The sequence below is a fragment of the Hymenobacter endophyticus genome (assembly GCF_032464715.1).
GTDB lineage: Bacteria > Bacteroidota > Bacteroidia > Cytophagales > Hymenobacteraceae > Hymenobacter > Hymenobacter endophyticus.
Genome location: NZ_JAWDJT010000002.1, coordinates 689,281 through 705,484 on the forward strand (window position 1 = coordinate 689,281; position 16,204 = coordinate 705,484).

The 16,204-nt window shown below is 61.6% G+C and carries 14 protein-coding genes; 8 read left to right on the forward strand and 6 right to left on the reverse strand.

Going from position 1 to position 16,204, the window contains the following annotated elements; all coding sequences use genetic code 11:
- Positions 1 to 114: 114 nt before the first annotated feature.
- The 3 genes from ROI90_RS05370 (at position 115) to ROI90_RS05380 (ending at position 3,043) form a co-directional block, all read left to right on the forward strand.
- Positions 115 to 1,071, forward strand: a complete 957-nt coding sequence (locus ROI90_RS05370) for a cation diffusion facilitator family transporter (protein ID WP_315997305.1) — start codon at positions 115 to 117, stop codon at positions 1,069 to 1,071.
- Between the two features lie 90 nt (positions 1,072 to 1,161).
- A complete protein-coding gene (locus tag ROI90_RS05375) occupies positions 1,162 to 2,316 on the forward strand; it encodes an amine oxidase (protein WP_315997306.1) in 1,155 nt (384 codons plus the stop codon).
- Between the two features lie 10 nt (positions 2,317 to 2,326).
- On the forward strand, positions 2,327 to 3,043 hold the full coding sequence (locus tag ROI90_RS05380; RefSeq protein ID WP_315997307.1) for a phospholipase D-like domain-containing protein: 717 nt from the start codon (positions 2,327 to 2,329) through the stop codon (positions 3,041 to 3,043).
- Positions 3,044 to 3,108: 65 nt separating this feature from the next.
- Here ROI90_RS05380 and ROI90_RS05385 read toward each other — a convergent pair whose 3' ends face one another.
- On the reverse strand, positions 3,109 to 4,650 hold the full coding sequence (locus ROI90_RS05385; protein WP_315997308.1) for an RICIN domain-containing protein: 1,542 nt from the start codon (positions 4,648 to 4,650) through the stop codon (positions 3,109 to 3,111).
- Positions 4,651 to 4,974: 324 nt separating this feature from the next.
- Between ROI90_RS05385 and ROI90_RS05390 the strand changes: the two genes are divergently transcribed.
- On the forward strand, positions 4,975 to 5,481 hold the full coding sequence (locus ROI90_RS05390; RefSeq protein WP_315997309.1) for a methylated-DNA--[protein]-cysteine S-methyltransferase: 507 nt from the start codon (positions 4,975 to 4,977) through the stop codon (positions 5,479 to 5,481).
- A 50-nt stretch (positions 5,482 to 5,531) separates the two neighbouring features.
- On the opposite strand, the gene ROI90_RS05395 is transcribed toward ROI90_RS05390, so the two are convergent.
- Positions 5,532 to 6,413, reverse strand: a complete 882-nt coding sequence (locus ROI90_RS05395; RefSeq protein ID WP_315997310.1) for an alpha/beta hydrolase — start codon at positions 6,411 to 6,413, stop codon at positions 5,532 to 5,534.
- A 164-nt stretch (positions 6,414 to 6,577) separates the two neighbouring features.
- On the opposite strand from ROI90_RS05395, the gene ROI90_RS05400 reads away from it, so the two are divergent.
- On the forward strand, positions 6,578 to 7,285 hold the full coding sequence (locus ROI90_RS05400; protein WP_315997311.1) for a tetratricopeptide repeat protein: 708 nt from the start codon (positions 6,578 to 6,580) through the stop codon (positions 7,283 to 7,285).
- Positions 7,286 to 7,365: 80 nt separating this feature from the next.
- Positions 7,366 to 8,175 (forward strand): outer membrane protein, encoded by an 810-nt coding sequence (locus ROI90_RS05405; protein WP_315997312.1) that lies wholly within the window; start codon positions 7,366 to 7,368, stop codon positions 8,173 to 8,175.
- Between the two features lie 103 nt (positions 8,176 to 8,278).
- Here the strand turns inward: ROI90_RS05405 and ROI90_RS05410 are convergent, their stop codons facing one another.
- Complete coding sequence (locus ROI90_RS05410) at positions 8,279 to 10,753, reverse strand: M4 family metallopeptidase (RefSeq protein ID WP_315997313.1); 2,475 nt, start codon at positions 10,751 to 10,753, stop codon at positions 8,279 to 8,281.
- Between the two features lie 304 nt (positions 10,754 to 11,057).
- On the opposite strand from ROI90_RS05410, the gene ROI90_RS05415 reads away from it, so the two are divergent.
- The gene (locus ROI90_RS05415) at positions 11,058 to 11,849 is read left to right on the forward strand and encodes an SDR family oxidoreductase (RefSeq protein ID WP_315997314.1); all 792 of its coding nucleotides are present in this window, start codon (positions 11,058 to 11,060) and stop codon (positions 11,847 to 11,849) included.
- Positions 11,850 to 12,080: 231 nt separating this feature from the next.
- On the opposite strand, the gene ROI90_RS05420 is transcribed toward ROI90_RS05415, so the two are convergent.
- Both ROI90_RS05420 and ROI90_RS05425 read right to left on the reverse strand, forming a co-directional pair.
- The gene (locus ROI90_RS05420; protein ID WP_315997315.1) at positions 12,081 to 12,980 is read right to left on the reverse strand and encodes an ATP-grasp domain-containing protein; all 900 of its coding nucleotides are present in this window, start codon (positions 12,978 to 12,980) and stop codon (positions 12,081 to 12,083) included.
- Positions 12,981 to 13,109: 129 nt separating this feature from the next.
- Positions 13,110 to 14,420, reverse strand: coding sequence for an amidohydrolase (locus ROI90_RS05425; RefSeq protein ID WP_315997316.1), 1,311 nt, complete (start codon positions 14,418 to 14,420; stop codon positions 13,110 to 13,112).
- Between the two features lie 305 nt (positions 14,421 to 14,725).
- Between ROI90_RS05425 and ROI90_RS05430 the strand changes: the two genes are divergently transcribed.
- On the forward strand, positions 14,726 to 15,379 hold the full coding sequence (locus ROI90_RS05430) for a phosphatase PAP2-related protein (RefSeq protein ID WP_315997317.1): 654 nt from the start codon (positions 14,726 to 14,728) through the stop codon (positions 15,377 to 15,379).
- 38 nt (positions 15,380 to 15,417) lie between these two features.
- Here ROI90_RS05430 and ROI90_RS05435 read toward each other — a convergent pair whose 3' ends face one another.
- Complete coding sequence (locus ROI90_RS05435) at positions 15,418 to 16,200, reverse strand: SDR family NAD(P)-dependent oxidoreductase (RefSeq protein ID WP_315997318.1); 783 nt, start codon at positions 16,198 to 16,200, stop codon at positions 15,418 to 15,420.
- Between the last annotated feature and the right edge of the window lie 4 nt (positions 16,201 to 16,204).

The window sequence follows — 16,204 nt, forward strand, 5'->3', positions numbered from 1 at the left end:
AGTTGCTAAAGCGGCAGCCGCCCCGTTTGTTCAGCGCCCGGCCACTCTTATACTTCCTATTCTAACCCCAATGGGCCGCCCCCCGTACCACCCTCGCATCTCACTACGCCCAACATGTCGGCTGGTTCATCAAAAATTGCCATTTACGGGGCCATTGGGGCCAACGTCGCCATTGCCATCAGCAAATTTGTAGCCGCCTTCTTCACGGGTAGTTCCGCCATGCTGTCGGAGGGAATTCATTCCCTGGTGGATAGCGGCAACGGGCTGCTACTGCTGTACGGGGTAAAACAATCGGAGAAGCCGGCCGATGCGCGCCACCCCTTCGGGCGCAGCAAGGAGCTGTATTTCTGGTCCCTGATTGTGGCTATTCTGGTGTTTTCGGTGGGCGGGGGCATGTCGTTTTACGAGGGCGTGGAACATCTTAAGCACCCCGCTCCCATCACCGACCCAACCTGGAACTACTGGGTGCTGGGTCTTTCCTTGGTATTTGAAGGCATTTCCTGTTTCCTAGCGCTGCGGGAGTTCAATAAAAACCGGGGCGACCTGAGCTTTTGGGCCACCCTGAGCCGCAGCAAGGACCCCTCCATTTTCGCCATTCTGATGGAGGATATGGCGGCGCTGGTGGGGTTGGTAATTGCCCTGGCGGGCGTCTATTTCGGGCACCTGCTCAACAACCCGCTCTTCGACGGGGGAGCTTCCATTTGCATAGGCATCCTGCTGGTATCGGTGGCTATCTTCCTGATTTACAAAACCAAGGGCCTGCTGGTGGGTGAAGGGGTAGATGGTGAAACCCTCGACAGCCTGGAAACTTTGGCCCGTGCCCAGACCGGCGTGGAGCAGGTGCGCCGCCCCCTTACCATGTATATGGGTCCCCACGACGTGGTATTGGCCTTGGATGTGGAATTTCATGACCACCTTTCGGCCCATGAGGTGGAGCAAGCCGTGGACCGTCTGCAGGACGCTATCCGGGCCAAGCACCCCGAGTTCAAACGCATTTTTGTGGAGGCCAAGGGCCTGACGGGCAAAAACCGTCACCCCTCCGTCACCGATTCTCCCTCCCCCCAGATTTAGCCTTTATTGGCGCCGGGGGGTTCCTGTTCACTTCTGCTCTGTGCTATGCAACATGACTTCTTCGCTGATTCTCCGTTCCGTTCTTTTTGGATGGCTGGCTTTGAGTGTACCGACCAACAGAATGCCTTTGGTCACCGGGTTGATTTCCTGACCTTGACCGGCCACCTGCAACTGCTGGACACGGATTACCAGAATATCCAGTCAATTGGGTTGACCACCGTGCGGGAGGGCATCCGGTGGAGCCAGGTGGAAAAAACGCCTTATCAATACGATTGGAGCACGGTGCTGGTGCTGTTGCAGGCGGGCCGCCGCCACGGCATTCAGCAGGTGTGGGACTTGTGCCACTTCGGCTACCCCGATGACCTAACGCCCCTGCACCCAATGTTTGCGCGCCGTTTCGCGCATTTATGCCGGGCTTTTGTGGCCTTCTATCGGGAGCATTACCCCGAGGAAACTCTGATTGTGACGCCCATTAACGAGGTCAGTTTCATGAGCTGGCTAGGCGGTGATGTGCGCGGTACTTCGCCCTATTGCGTGGGCCAGGGCTGGGAGGTGAAGCGGGGCCTGATGCGTGCCTACATTGAGGGCGTGGCAGCCCTGCGCGAGGCCGACCCCAGCATCCGCATTCTGACTACCGAACCGCTTATCAGCATTGTGCCGCGCCTGGGAGCCGGGCCCGCCGAAACACGCCGCGCCCGGGAGTTCGACCTCAACCAGTTTCAGAGTGTGGACATGTTGGCCGGCCGCTTGTGTCCCGAGCTGGGCGGGCGTCCCGAATACCTGGATATGCTGGGCTTTAATTACTACTACGACAACCAGTGGCAGCTGGAGCCGCGCATGACGTTGGGCTGGGCCAATGAGTACCACGACTCCCGGTTCCGGCCCCTGAGCGCGCTGCTGGAAAAGGCCTACCGCCGCTACAACCGCCCGGTGGTGCTCACCGAAACCAGCCACCCCGGCGAAGACCGGGCACCCTGGCTGCGCATGATTGCCCACGAAGCCGCGCTGGCCATCCGGCAGGGCGTGCCGCTGCTGGGCGTCTGCCTCTACCCCATCATCGACCGGCCCGACTGGGACCACCTCACGCCCTGGCACCGCGCCGGCCTCTGGGATGCCGATACCACACAACCTATTCCGGGCCTTACCCGCGTGCTGCACTCTTCCTCAGCCCACGCTTTGCAGCAGGCCCAACGGGTGGTAGCCAAGGCGCTGCAACCCGCTAAGGCGCAGCAGCTCACGTTTTAATTTTGCGCGTATGTCCTTCTCCCCTGAGACCGAGCTGCTCCAACTCTTTCGCCAGGCATTTGCTGATGTCAACCTTTCACCCGTGGAAGCCCGGCAGTTACGCGACCAACTCACGTCGTTTCAGCAGCAGCACGGCAATGTGGAGCACCTGCGCCACCAGCTGTTTGAGCTGGCGAAAGAGCGGTTCAATACCTTCAAAGATAAAGCCGTGATAGAGTGGCTGGAAGCGGCCAGCGCCTTGCTGCCAGCTTCGGCTGCCCCCACAACCACTCCCCGGGCTGGCAGCGCTCAGGTGTATTTCAGCCCCAACGATGAGTGCGTGGCCGCTATCCGCCAGTTTATTATTGGGGCCCAGCACACGCTGGATTTATGCGTTTTTACTGTAGCTGACAATCGCCTGACCGATGCCATTCTGATAGCTTACCAGCGGGGCGTGCGGGTGCGGCTGCTCACCGACGATGAGAAGCTGCACGACCGGGGCTCCGATGTGCGCCAGCTGCGGGACGCCGGAGTTTCGGTGCGCACCGACCGTTCCACGAACCACATGCACCACAAGTTTGCCCTAGTCGACAACCGAGCCGTGCTGACCGGCAGCTATAACTGGACCCGCTCAGCCGCCGAGTTCAACCTCGAAAACTTCCTGATATCCGCCGACTCCTTCATTGTGGAGCAATACGCCGCGGAGTTTTCCCGGCTGTGGGAACAGTTGCCGGAGTTTACCGGATAAAAAAGGGCCGGACGTACACAGCTGCTGCGTACGCCCGGCCTTATTATTCATATAAAGCCCAGCTATTACTTACCGGTGGCTCCTACCTCCGGCACATCGGCAGCCGGCCGACGAATAGAAATTAGCTGCCGCGTATTCGTGACGCCTACCGTCAGGCTGAGGTAATAGTCGCCGGCGGGCAGGCCAGTGAAGTCCAGCGTTTGGTGGTGCGCTCCGGCCGTTTGCTTCCGGTAGTCGGATACGCGCACGGCCGTGCCGTTCTGGTTGTACAGTACCCAGCCCAGGGGGCGGGCTTCCGCCAGGGAGTACGACATCTGCATCACGCCATTGGAAGGGTTGGGGTAAACGCTCATGTTGTTGGCGCCCACACCTGGCGTGGCCGGAGCTCCAGCCAACAGGGGTTCTTCGGCCGGTTTCACGGCCACCAGTTTCCACTGCTGATTAGGTGCACCGCTGTATTTGAGCTGCTGCAAACCACCCTGCAACGTGTCGCCGTAAGTCAGCACCTTCTTCCGAACGTGGTGGGGGGTGAACTTGTAGTACCCCTCACCCGCATCCTCAATTTTCCAGCGCTGGTTGTAGCCACTGTAATAGGTCCAGACGCTAAGCGGAGCTCCGTTGGAGGTGGAGCTGCCCAGCACCTCCAGCACTTTGTTGCTGCCCGGCGACACCAGGCGGTACAGGCCTTCCCCGGCGGGCTCTATGCGCCACTGAGCCTCCTCTTTTACCCCAGCGGCCTGGGCAGCCAGCTGCTCGGCGCGGGTGGCTGGTCGGCCCTGGTCTATTTTCAGCGGACGCCCCGTAGAGCGCACCGTGAGCATATACAGTCCCGAAAGATCAGCTGGGGGCGCGGCCTCCACAACTTCCTTTACTGGCTTGGGCGGCTTCACTGGCTTGGGAGCCTTTTCAGCCGGAGCAGGTTTGGCTGGTTTAGCTGGGGCCTGGGCTACGGCTTTAGCGGCTGGTTTGGGCGCTTTGTCGGCGGGGACAGTTTTGGCAGCCGTGGCGGCGGGCTTGGCTGGGGCCGGTTTGGCAGGCGCTGGCTTGGGAGCCGCGTTGGGGTTGGGGGTCGGGACGGCTTTGGCCTTGGCTACTGGCGGCGGACCGGCCGGGTCGCGGGTGAGGGGGGAGCCCAGCGGGTATAGGTTACCTGAGGGAATCACCTGCGCCGACTGGCCAGGGGCTACCCACTGCAGTTGAATACCGGCGGTGCCTTCACTATCGTTGTACTCCAGCTTGATGGTGGTCTTCTCGCCGGCGGCCAGCGTTACGGTGGCATCATCGGTGCTGCTGGCTTTGCGGCCGTTCCAGGTATCCAGCACTTTTTTTCCGTTCACCCACAGGCGCACCTCATCGGTGGTAACGGCTACAAACCGGTAGCGGCCCGTAGAGGGCGCGGCCAGCAGGCCCTCCCAGCGCACCGAAAAGTTATCGGTGGGCAGCTCCGGAGCCGGGGCGGCGGCACCCCACTTAAAATCGATGCTGGCATCCTGCCGCTTCAGCACGGGGGCACCGGCCAGGGAGCCATTATTGAAATAGAAAGCCGTGAGGCCTGTTCCCCAGCCTTGCACGGGCAACGGGCGGGCGGCCGTTGCGGGGAGCAACAAGGGAAATGCGCGGGCAGAAACAGGCTGCAGTTGACCGGTCAGGCTTAGCCCTAACGCAGAGCAAAGAAGTAAATACCGCACAGGCTGAAAAGCGTTGAAGGTAGAAGGCAGATTCGGGCATCTGGGAACCACCCAAAAAAGTAGAAACAGATTTATATTTTTCCTGTTCTGCCCTCACTAATATACGCCTTTTTTCAGCCCCCAATGCATAAGTTGAGCCTTATCAGCTTTATGCATCTGGTACAAAACCAGCATTTCAGACTTACAAACAGTCTTTTTAAGTGAATTCGGTATTTTTGGATTTCTCCACGTACTGCCGTTTTCATGACCGATGCCCGCGCCATTCTGGCTACTCCCCTTGGCCCCCTGGAATTGCAGGGTACAGAAGCTGGCTTGCGGGCGGCCCGGTTCCTGCATCCGCTAGTGGGCACGCCCTCTACCCTGGCCGAAACACCGACCCAGCAAGTACCCGAGTGCTTGCGGGAAACCCGGGCCCAGTTGCGCGCTTACTTTGGCCGCGAGCTGCAGCACTTTACCGTGGCAACAGATGTAGCCGCCGGCACCGAGTTTCAGCAGTTGGTGTGGGCCACGCTGCCGGCCGTTGGCTATGGCCGTACTGCCTCCTACCTGGAGGTAGCGCGGCAGTTGGGCAACCCGGGTGCGGTACGGGCCGTGGGCGCGGCCAACGGACAAAACCCGCTGACCATCATCTGGCCCTGCCACCGCATCATTGGGGCGGCTGGGCAGCTGACGGGGTATGCCGGCGGTTTGGCCCGAAAGCGTTGGCTACTCGAATTCGAGCGGCCTAGCCTGCAAACCAGCCTCTTCTGAGGCTCTTGCATATGCCCTAAGCTGTTACCCGTGTCAAGTCCCCTGCACCCTCAGCTGCCCACGAAGTCCAGCAGCTGCCGGTAGATAATATTGTGCTGCCAGTATAGCTGCAACACCATGGGAATGTGTTTTTTGCCCGGTAGCACGGTGTACTGGGGTGCGTGGCCCAGGGCCAGCAGCCGCTCCCGAAACCGGGCACTGCTGCTGCTAATGGAGGGGTAGGTTTCGCCACCGATGAAGAGGATGAAAGGCGGCGTGTGCGTAGTAACATGATACAGCGCCGAGGTTTGCTTCCATACAGCCGGGTTCTTGCTGAACGGCACCAGGTACTGCTCGTCGTTGGGGTACTGCATCTTCTGGAGGTAGTCGTACATATCCAGGCCGGCGGGGTCATCCAGAATGGCCCCTTTGATGGGGTTGCGCGGCAGGCCCCAGCGCCGGAACAGGGCGTCATCAGCCGTAAGCAGGGCCGCTAGTCCGCCGCCGGCCGAGTGGCCCATCACAAACAGCCGCTGCGGGTCGCCACCGTAGTCCTGAATGTGGGCGGCCGTCCAGGCCACGGCCCGGGCGCAGTCGTCGGTCATCTGGGGCACGCGCACCTGCGGGGCCAGCCGGTAGTTGATGATAACGACCACTACGCCCTGTTTGGCCAGCCGCCGCCCGATGAAGGAGTAGAAGTTCTTGCTTCCGCTGTTCCAGCTGCCCCCGTGTATAAACACAACCACCGGGCGCGGGGTGGCCGATTTTTCTTTGGGCGCATACACATCCAGGCGGTGGCGAGTGGCATTGTAGGCCGTGTCGGTGACTGGCACGTAGACCACGTCGGCGGTGCGGCGGCTGGGCCGGGCCACGGCATATTCGGTTCCGGCTACCAGCGCGCCCATCATACCTATCAGCGCAGGTAACACCCGCCACAGCCAAAACCGCATCATATTACCTTTAGTGAATCAGGAAGCCGGACGTACGCACCTGCTCCAGGGCCCGGATTGACGGCCCCGTGCCTGCAACGGCCCCTGGGGCGCCGGGTTGTAGAGTCTTTCTATCTTTGGTTGTGGGCCTCCCGCCAATTTTTACTTCGTTTGTTCGTTCTCCTTTCATGAAACCACTTGTTTTGCTGGCAGCGGCCGGCCTGCTCTGGGCTGCTACACCAGCGCAGGCACAGCGCAAAGCCAAAACAGCTACTACCACAGCTGCCTCTTTCCAGCGGCTCCAGCCTCAGTTTGGGGGCCTCACCCCCACCCAGGCCGAGCAGGTGCTGGGCCCGGCTTTCCTAACGAAGCTAGCCAGCAGTTTCCCCTCGCGGGCCGAGGCCAGCCAGTTTTTCAGCACCAAAGGCTACGAATACCTGGCCGAAAGCAAAACCGATACAGCTGCGTACCGCTTCAACCTAGCCTGGGTACTCGACCCCAACAATGCGGATGCCTACCATGGCCTCGGCATCGTCACTAGCACTTCGGCCCCCGAGCAGTCCATCAGTCTGCTTCACAAGGGCCTGACCCTGGCCCCTACCAACGCCTTCTTGCTCAGCGACCTGGGAGCCAGCTACTTGATTCGCTACCAGCAAACCAACAAGAAAAAAGACCTGACCACGGCCACGGAGCTGCTGGAAAAGGCCACCACTCAGGCAACGCCCAACGCCGCTGCCTGGCAGCAGCTAGCCCGTGCCTACTACCTCCAGGAGAAATACCCCCAGGCCTGGGAGGCCATTCACAAGGGCCAGAATATCAGCCTGGCTTCCATGGATTTCGATTTGATAACTGAGTTGAAAGCCAAACTTCCCGATCCTCAGGGCACCATCAAGTAAGCGCCTTGCCCCTCGGCCGTGGCAACCCCGGCTGCCAGTGCGCGTAAGCCGAGGCTTCCTCACCTATTGCTTCCTACCGCGTGATTTTCCGTTCTCTCCTGCCCACCGCCCTGCTTATCTCCGTTGCCGCCCACCACGTCAGCGCCCAGGGCACTGGCCCCGAGCGTCGTCGCCGTCACTATGATGCACAGGCGCGGGCGTATTACCGGGGCCCTGTGCGCTTCACGCTGGGGGGCGGCATCGGGTACTACAACGGCGACCTGACCAGCCGCCTCGGCGACCAGTTTCTGGGGCCCAGCATCACCGGCGGCGTGCAATATCAGCTGCACCCGCACTGGCAGCTGGGCGGCGAGGCTTCGTATATCCGGCTGGGGGCGAAGGACTACCTGCCGGAACGAGATTTTCAGGGAAATAATCCACGTGGCCCGATTTTACCAGGTAGCACCGTGCGTAACTTGGCTTTTCAGGGCAGCAACCTGGCCGGTATTGCCTTTGTGCGCTGGGAGCCTTTGCACGATGGAGGCGCTTATGCTTCCCAGCGCAAACCAGCGTCCATCATCAAGCCCTACCTGAAGGTGGGCGGGGGCTGGCTGCTTTATAACCCCAAAGCCTTTCGGGGCACGGAGCGCCCCAGTGGCAACAACACGCCGGAGTATCTGCCCACGGAGCGCAACGACTACTCGGCCCTGGCGGTGGTACTGCCCGTGGGCGTGGGCGTTACCGTGCGCCTGACCCCCAAGCTGGGCGCTACCCTGGAGGGCTCCTACTCCCTCACCTCCACCGACCAGCTCGACGACATCAGCCCCGTATCGGGCCTCTCCTCATCCGCCCTCAATGATAACTATGGCCAGTTGGAGCTGAAGCTGGAGTACTCGCCCTGGAGCCGCTAACACCTGCCTGCAAATGCTACTGGTAAGCACCAGTAATTCAGACAGAAACAGAAAAGGGCTGCCGATTGGCAACCCTTTTCTGTTTCTGCGGCCGTGCGGCGCACTACTCTTTCACGAAACGCTCGTGGAAGGATTTCTGCCCGTCGCTCACCGTCAGCAGGTAGATGCCTTTGGCGAGGCCGGCCACGTTCAGTTGGCCATTCTCGAAGCGGGCACCCACCACGCGGGCTCCGCGCAGGTCGGTTACCGTGGCCGATACTACCGGGGCCTTGCTGGCCAGGGCAATGTTCAGCACCTCGGAAGCGGGGTTAGGGAATACCGAAATGGCTTTTTCAACCGAGTTGCCCAGGGCAGTGCCGCCGGTGATGCCGGCTACGCCATCAAAAGCCAGGGTACCACCCGTGATGTTCACGGTGTAATCTTCGGTTTCGCCGTAGCTGTAGCTGTTGCAGCTGGTCGTGGCCGAGGCGTCGCTCATCACCACCCGCAGGCGGGTAGCCCCCGATTTGGCCGTGCTGGGTACCGTGAAGGTGCCCGTGAGCGTGCCGGTGCTGGCCGAGGAGCCGGATACCACCGTTTCGCCGGCGTCAGCAAAGTCGCCATCCTGGTTGTAGTCGATGAAGATTTTCCAGTACTCGGTGTAGGCCGTGGAGGCGAAGCCGGCCGAGAAGCTGATGGTTTGCGAAGAGCCGGCGGCAATGGAGGTCGAGGAAGCCGTGCCGTTGTAGTAGCCAGCGTCAGCAGCCGAGGTGCGGGCAATGGTGCCCAGCTTCACGTAGTCAATCCACTCGTAGGCCACGTTGCCGCCTTTGCTGGTGCAGTAGGTAACCGTGGTGGGCGGAGGCGTGGTGCCGCCACCGGCGGCAGCGCCTACACCCACGGCGTACCAGGCGTTGGTAACGGCCGTTACCTGGGCCGAGCCGGCACCGTACAAATCGGTAGCCGCCGAAATGGAGGCCGTACGGGCGTTGGCGTAGGTGGAGGAAGCCGTGAGGTACACGCTTTCGGTGCGGTAGGCAATTTTGGCGGCGGCATCAATACCAACGCCGGTTACCGAGTAGGCGCTGCTGATATCATTAGTGCCCGAACCGCCCTGGGCCAGCAGGTAGAACCAGAAGTTGAGCACGCCCGAGTTGGTGTGTACTCCGCCGTAGTCGTTGCTGGAGGTGGGCGAGGTGGTGGTGGCGCGCCAGTTGGTGCCTTTGTAGGTATCGGGCTGGCCGTAGGCATTGGGGTTGCTCATGGAGCGCAGTGCCCCGCCGGCCTTCATGATTTCCTCGCCAATCAGCCAGGTGCTTTTGCCCGTGAGGCCGTACTGGCTCACGGCGCGGGCTTCCACGCAGGCACCCCAGATGTCGGAGAAGCCTTCGTTCATCGCGCCCGATTCGTTCTGATAGGTCAGGTTAGCCGTTTTCTCGCACACGGCGTGGCCGATTTCGTGGCCGCACACGTCCATGGCCGTGAGGGGCTTGAAGGTGCTGGCCCCGTCGCCGTAGGTCATCACCGAGCCGTTCCAGAAGGCGTTTTCGTAGCCGGCCCCGCCGGGCACGTCATCAAAGTGCACGTAGCTCTTAATTTTGGCCCCGGCGTTGTCGTAGGAGTTGCGGCCGTGCACGGCGCTCCAGTAGTCGTAGGTAGCCTGGGCCCCGAAATGGGCGTCGCCGGCCACATTGTCGTAGTTGGCGTTGTTGTATTCGGCGGCGGTCCAGTTGTTGTCGGCGTCAATGAAATCGACGGCGGCGGTGTAGCTGTTGCCCTTTTTGGCGTTGTAGGTTTCAATGCCCAGGCCCCGGGTGTACTCGCGCAAGCGGTAGCCGCCGGTGGTGGTTTCGGTGGCCAAAGAGCGGGTGCCGTTGTAGGCCGTGGCGAAGGAAGCCGTAGCGCCGGCGTGCTTGATGATGTTATCCTGCAACACTACCTCACCCGAGTTGGCATCTACGTAGATGTAGGCGCGGCTCAGCGGGGCCTTGGCGTATACATTGAACTTCCAGGCCAGGGTGGGCTTGTTGGCTTTCAGGGCGTTAGTGCTGCGCTGGTTGCGCACAATCACCAGCTCGCCTTGGGGCTTGTAGGTGGCGGCGGGGTTGTTTTCCTGCTGCTTCAGGCTGGCTTCTTCCCGCGCATCCTGCCACATGTAGGTGCGGGCACCCACAAAGGCCATAGCCCGCTCCAGGGCCGCTTTGGCATCCAGGGAAGGCGTAGTGTTGATGCCACGCACCTTCTCAAACTGCCCACTGATGCTCTCCACCTGCCCTTTGCGGGCGTGTACGGAGTAGGTGGCGTGCTCTACCTTAATGCCTTTGTAGTACTGCTGGTATTTCTCGTGCACGTAGCCGAGCTGGTCGATGTCGGTTTTGGCCTGCACCAACTGGTCTTCCTGCGCGAGCTGGAGCTGCTCCCGCAACACGGCCGGCGCGGTGCTGAGCGGGGCTTCCTTGCCGGCCCGGAACCGGACCAGGTAGGGCGTCCCGTTGTCGTTCTGGTCCTGCACCTGCACGCGGGAGTAGTCCTGGGCTAGGGCAGATGAGGTGAGGCCACCAAGCAGCAACAGGGTTGCCGCAGAGTATTTGTTGATCATACTGTGTGGTTGGTTGTGGGGGAGTGAAATTGAACTGCTCATGGATAGCGCCTTACGCCCGACCATGAAGCAGAAGCAGTCCACAAATTAATAGATTTTTAATCTACTGTATCATTCATTAAAAAAATTATTATCAATGCCTCATTTCACGGTATTTTTAATCAAAAATAACCGCTTTAATTCATAAATATTGAAACGCTTATTGTTCAGTCGTTTAGCAGAAACTTCGTCTCAGACCGTATAAGTCCGGCTTTGTTGCCTGGCTTTCGCAGCACAAAATTTTAAACATTCCAAGATTCTCTTCATGAACTCTTCATCTTCTATCCTCACTGATCCGCGCTGGAGCTTACGGGGGCGCACGGCCGTCATAACGGGGGCTTCCAAGGGCATAGGGGCCGCCGTAGCCGCTGAATTACTGCGCTTTGGCGCTACCGTGTTGGCCGTGGCCCGCACCGCGCCCGACCTGGAGGAGCAGGTGGCGCAGTGGCAGCAACAGGGCCTGGCCGCCCACGCCGTAGCCGCCGACGTAAGCACAGCGGCCGGGCGGGCGCAGGTGCTGGCGGCGGTGCAGCAGCTGGGAAACGGGCTGCACATGCTGGTCAACAACGTGGGTACCAACATCCGCAAGCCCACCGTGGACTACTCCGAGGACGAATACCGCCGCCTGCTGGCCACCAACCTGGAATCGGCCTGGGAGCTGAGCCGGGACGTGCAGCCGCTGTTGGCGGCTACGGGCGCGGGCAGCATCGTGAATATCTCCTCGGTGGCGGGCCTCACGCACGTGCGCACCGGAGCCATTTACGGCATGACGAAGGCGGCCCTGGTGCAGCTCACGCGCAACCTGGCCGTGGAATGGGCCGGGCAGGGCATCCGGGTAAACTGCGTGGCTCCTTGGTACATCCGCACGCCGCTGGCCGCCAGCGTCCTCCAGAACGAGGCCTATCTGAGGGACGTGCTGAGTCGCACCCCGGCCGGCCGCATTGGGGAGCCGGAGGAAGTGGCCGCCGCCGTGGCGTTTCTGTGTCTGCCCGCCGCAGCCTACATCACCGGCCAAACCCTGGCCGTAGACGGCGGCTTCACGGTGAATGGGTTCTAGGTGGCGAGATAGTGAAGTTGTGTCGTTCTGGTAGCCTGAACAGCACAACTTCACCATGAAGCTGTTTAGAAAGTAGTGAAACGTCATGCAGAGCGGAGCGAAGCATCTCGCGTGCTGACGTCAGATTACCATCCCAACGTCAGCACGCGAGATGCTTCGCTCCGCTCTGCATGACGTTCTGTTGATTTTTTACGACTTTCTGGACAGCTTCTATTTCACAACTTCACCATTTCACAACTTCACCATCTCCCGCAGGGCGGCTTCGTAGCGGGGCAGGGCCTGCGGGTCGGAGGCGAGGTAGAGGAAGGGCTCGATGAGTTCCAGCTCCATAAGCAACGGCTCGCCGTTCTGGTCCACGCCATCCACGCGGGCGTAGAGGCAGCCCTGGGCGAAGCGCTGCACGATGTCGTCGGCGGCGCGGCGCAGGTGGGCGGGGGCCTGCCGGGGCTCGATGCCGCCGCCTAGGTAGTGCTGCACCCGAAAGTCGCCGGCCTTGGGCGTTTTCAACACGCAATGGCTATACTGGCCGCCGTAGTACAGCAACGACCACTCGCCTTCCTCCTGAATGCGGGATAGGAAAGGTTGGGCCAGAAAATCCTCGTGCTGGAGCAGCTCTGCGAGTTGGGGCTGGCGTACGGCCGTTTCCTGCTGCGTGAGAATGAAGGTGTTTTTGGCGCCCCCACTCACGGCAGGCTTGATTACCAGCTGCTCCTGGCCCATTTCCGCGAGCAAAGCCGCCGCATCAACGGCCCGGCCCCGGGGTAGCAGGCGGGTGGGCACAATGCGCACGCCGGCTTGCTCCATTTCCAGCAAGTACTTTTTGTCGGCGTTCCAGCGGATGGTAGCGGCGGGGTTGAACATGCGCACGCCCAGCTGCTGCATGCGGTCCAGCCACTCGTAAAACTCCGCTACCCGGTCAAAATAATCCCAGGGCGACTTTACCACTACTGCATCGTAGCGCAGCCAGTCGACGGCCGGATTGCTCCAGACGCGGGGCTCCACGGTGTGGCCCTGTTGGCGCAGGTAACGGGTAAGCAGGCTATCCTCATCATCCACGTTGGGAGCGGCGTACTGGGCCAGGCTTTCGCAGGTGACGAGGGCAATGTTGAGGGCAGAACTAGAAGAAGCCATACGCGGTACGGGAGGCGCGCCGGTACAGCACGCCTAATTCGGAAAGTGAACAGGCTAGCAGACGATAAAGCTGGCGGCAGGTTGCGTTTGCCGGCAGATTGGCGGTCAACCGACTACTGCTGGACAAGTTTACTTCTTACCAGCCGCCAGGTAATCGGTAGCCAATGTAACCAGGGTCCGCACGCCCAAAGTCAGCCCACTTTCATCCACAAAGAAGCCGGCGGTGTGGTGCGGGGCCGTATCAGCAGGGTTTTTGCCCTTGGGCATGCCCCCCACGAATACGAACACGCCGGGCACTTTTTCCTGGTAGAAGGCAAAGTCCTCGGCCCCGGTCACAGCTTTTTGCACGCTTACGTTGGCGGCTCCGGCGGCCCGGTTGAGGCTGGGCACCATCTGGGCGGTCAGGCGCGGGTCGTTGTAGGTAATGGGGGCGTAGTTCACGATGTCTACCTCGGCGGTGGCGCCGGCGCTTTCGGCAATGTTGGTGGCGGTGCGGCGCACGGCGGCCCACACGTTCTGCTGCATTTCCTTGTTGAGGCAGCGGATGGTACCCGTCAGCTCCACTTGCTCCGGAATGATGTTGTTGCGCACTCCGCCGTGCACCATGCCCACCGTCAGCACCACCGCGTCCTCCGTCAGCTCAGCCTGCCGGCTAACAATGGTTTGCAGCCCCAGAATGATTTGAGCGGCGGTTACTACGGGGTCCACGGCCAGCCAAGGATAGGCTCCGTGCGCCGATTTACCTTTCACCTTGATGTTGAACACATCCGAGGAGGCCATTTCACCCCCGGGTCGGTAGCTGAGCTTGCCTACTTCCGTTTGGGCCTGAATGTGCAGCCCGAAGATGGCGTCCACCTTTGGGTTCTGCAGCACACCTTCTTTCACCATGAGCCGGGCCCCGCCCTCCTGCCCTGGCAGGGAGCCTTCCTCGGCGGGCTGGAAGATGAACTTGACGGTACCAGCCAATTCCTGGCGCATCTGCACCAGCACTTCGGCCGCACCCAGCAGCATGGCCACGTGGGTGTCGTGGCCGCAGGCGTGCATCACGCCCACTTCCTGGCCGTTGTACTGAGTGCGGGCCTTGGAGGCGAAGGGCAGGTTGTTGCTTTCCGTCACGGGCAGGCCGTCCATATCGGCGCGCAGGGCCACCACGGGGCCGGGCTTGCCGCCTTTCAGCAACGCCACCACGCCGGTGCGGGCCACGCCGGTTTGCACTTCCAGGCCCAGCTTGCGCAGGTGCTCGGCCACCAGCGCGGCGGTGCGGGTTTCCTGGTTGCCCAGCTCGGGATGCTCGTGCAAATCGCGCCGCCAGGCTACCACTTTGGCTTCCTGCTGCTGCGAGAGTTTGGCAATGCGCTCCGTGAGGGCCGTATTCTGGGCGAAGGCGGAGGTAGCGGTAACGGCGGCGGCCGCCAGTGCAGTCAGGTAGCGAAGGGTCATATCAGCAGAAAAACGCGGGTAAAAGGCCGGCTCCTAACGGGGCGAAGCGGCTCGGTGCCCAAGGTAAGCCCCAACCGGCGGGAACAAAAGCGGCGGCCCCGCAAAGTTGCTGCCGTTTTCCGGTGCTTCTTTGCGGCGGCCGTCCCGGTCCGGCGGCTGCAAGCCGTCGGACCGGTTACCATCTGCTGACGTTGCGGCGGCTGTGGCTGTTAGGCAGTTCCGTTCTGGCGTCAGCACGCGACGACCGGCCCGACGGCTTCCAGCCGCCGGACCGGAGCCGACCTCATTTGCAAGATTCTTTCCTGATGTTATCCGTTGATTCTCTTACCTGGCCCGCCGTTTGGCGTCGCCCCGCTTTCCGGGGGCAGCTGGGCGCGGTGGTGGCCCTGCTGCTGCTGCTGGCCAGTCAGCTGCCGCGCTACTTTGCCTGGGTGCAGGCCCGCCCCGGCCGCATCCTCCCCGATCCACTACTGGCCGCCCTGCCCACCCACGATGTTTCGGGGCTGACGTTTGCGGTGATTTACCTGAGTATCGGGCTGGGCGTGGCCGTGCTGCTGCCCCGGCCGCTGCGGCTGCTGCGGGCGCTGTGGGCGTACCTGGGGCTGCACCTGCTGCGCTGCCTCACGCTGTATCTGCTGCCGCTGGAGCCGCCACCGGACCTGGTGCTGCTCCGCGACCCGCTGGTGGATCAGCTCATCTACGCCGCCCCCGCCCCCATCACCAAAGACCTGTTTTTCTCGGGCCATACCGCCACGCTGCTGCTGCTGGCGTTGGCCGTGCCGGCCGGCTGGCGGCGGCAGGTACTGCTGGCGGGCACCGTGGCTATTGGCACGCTGGTACTCGTGCAGCACGCGCACTACACCTACGATGTGCTGGCCGCGCCGCTGTTCGTGGGGCTAGCGTGGTGGCTGAGCGGTGAAATTGTGAAGGGTGAAATTGTGAAATGTTCTGACCGCTAGTGTCATCAGAACATTTCACAACTTCACCCTTCACAATTTCACTTTAAATGCTTCTCGTAGATGCCGGCGGCAATGCGCTCCGTCAGGCTTTTGGGCACGAAGCTGGTGAGCGTGGCGGAAACCTTATTAAGGGCTCCAGGAATGAGTTCGGCTTCGCCGGCCAGTAGGGCACCAATGCCGGCCTGGGCCACCTGGGCAGGCGTCATGGATACCTTGTTGGCGGTGGCCTGCAGCTCGGCGTTCATACCGGCCCGGCCCGCAAAATCGGTGGTGGTGGCGCCGGGGCTCAGGCAGGTTACCGATACGGAGGTGTCGCGCAGCTCGTAGCGCAGGCCCCGGCTGAAGCTGAGCAGAAAGGCCTTGCTGGCCGCGTAAAGCGTGAGCGTGGGCACGGCCTGGTAGGCGGCGGTGCTGGCCACGTTCAGGATGTAGGCTTTGAGCTGGCGGCGTAAGGTAGGTAACAGGGCGTGCGTAAGGGCCACCGGCAAATGCATGTTTAGCTGCAGCATATCCTGCTGCTCGGCCAGGCTCAAGTCTTCAAACCGCCCCCAGAGGCCGTAGCCAGCGTTATTCACCAGCACCGCCAGCTCCGTAGTCTGGGCGGTGGCCCAGGCGGCCAGCTGCTCCGCCGCGCCGGGTGAGGCCAAATCCAACGGCAGCACCTGCGCCGCGCGGCCTAGCTTGCGCGCCTCCGCCGCTACCTCGTTCAGCTGAGGCTCAGAGCGGGCCGTGAGCAGCACATCGTACCCGCGCTGCGCCAGCTCCAAGGCCATAGCCCGCCCAATGCCGCGTGACGCGCCCGTAATCAGTGCTGTTTTCAAGGGT

What these genes read in the sequence shown, in the direction of transcription:
- ROI90_RS05395 (WP_315997310.1), bottom strand. Translation starts at nt 6,413, where the DNA reads ATGATGCGGTTTTGGCTGTGGCGGGTGTTACCTGCGCTGATAGGTATG.
- ROI90_RS05420 (WP_315997315.1), bottom strand. Translation starts at nt 12,980, where the DNA reads ATGGCTTCTTCTAGTTCTGCCCTCAACATTGCCCTCGTCACCTGCGAA.
- ROI90_RS05410 (WP_315997313.1), bottom strand. Translation starts at nt 10,753, where the DNA reads ATGATCAACAAATACTCTGCGGCAACCCTGTTGCTGCTTGGTGGCCTC.
- ROI90_RS05370 (WP_315997305.1), top strand. Translation starts at nt 115, where the DNA reads ATGTCGGCTGGTTCATCAAAAATTGCCATTTACGGGGCCATTGGGGCC.
- ROI90_RS05380 (WP_315997307.1), top strand. Translation starts at nt 2,327, where the DNA reads ATGTCCTTCTCCCCTGAGACCGAGCTGCTCCAACTCTTTCGCCAGGCA.
- ROI90_RS05375 (WP_315997306.1), top strand. Translation starts at nt 1,162, where the DNA reads ATGGCTGGCTTTGAGTGTACCGACCAACAGAATGCCTTTGGTCACCGG.
- ROI90_RS05415 (WP_315997314.1), top strand. Translation starts at nt 11,058, where the DNA reads ATGAACTCTTCATCTTCTATCCTCACTGATCCGCGCTGGAGCTTACGG.
- ROI90_RS05400 (WP_315997311.1), top strand. Translation starts at nt 6,578, where the DNA reads ATGAAACCACTTGTTTTGCTGGCAGCGGCCGGCCTGCTCTGGGCTGCT.
- ROI90_RS05425 (WP_315997316.1), bottom strand. Translation starts at nt 14,420, where the DNA reads ATGACCCTTCGCTACCTGACTGCACTGGCGGCCGCCGCCGTTACCGCT.
- ROI90_RS05390 (WP_315997309.1), top strand. Translation starts at nt 4,975, where the DNA reads ATGACCGATGCCCGCGCCATTCTGGCTACTCCCCTTGGCCCCCTGGAA.
- ROI90_RS05430 (WP_315997317.1), top strand. Translation starts at nt 14,726, where the DNA reads ATGTTATCCGTTGATTCTCTTACCTGGCCCGCCGTTTGGCGTCGCCCC.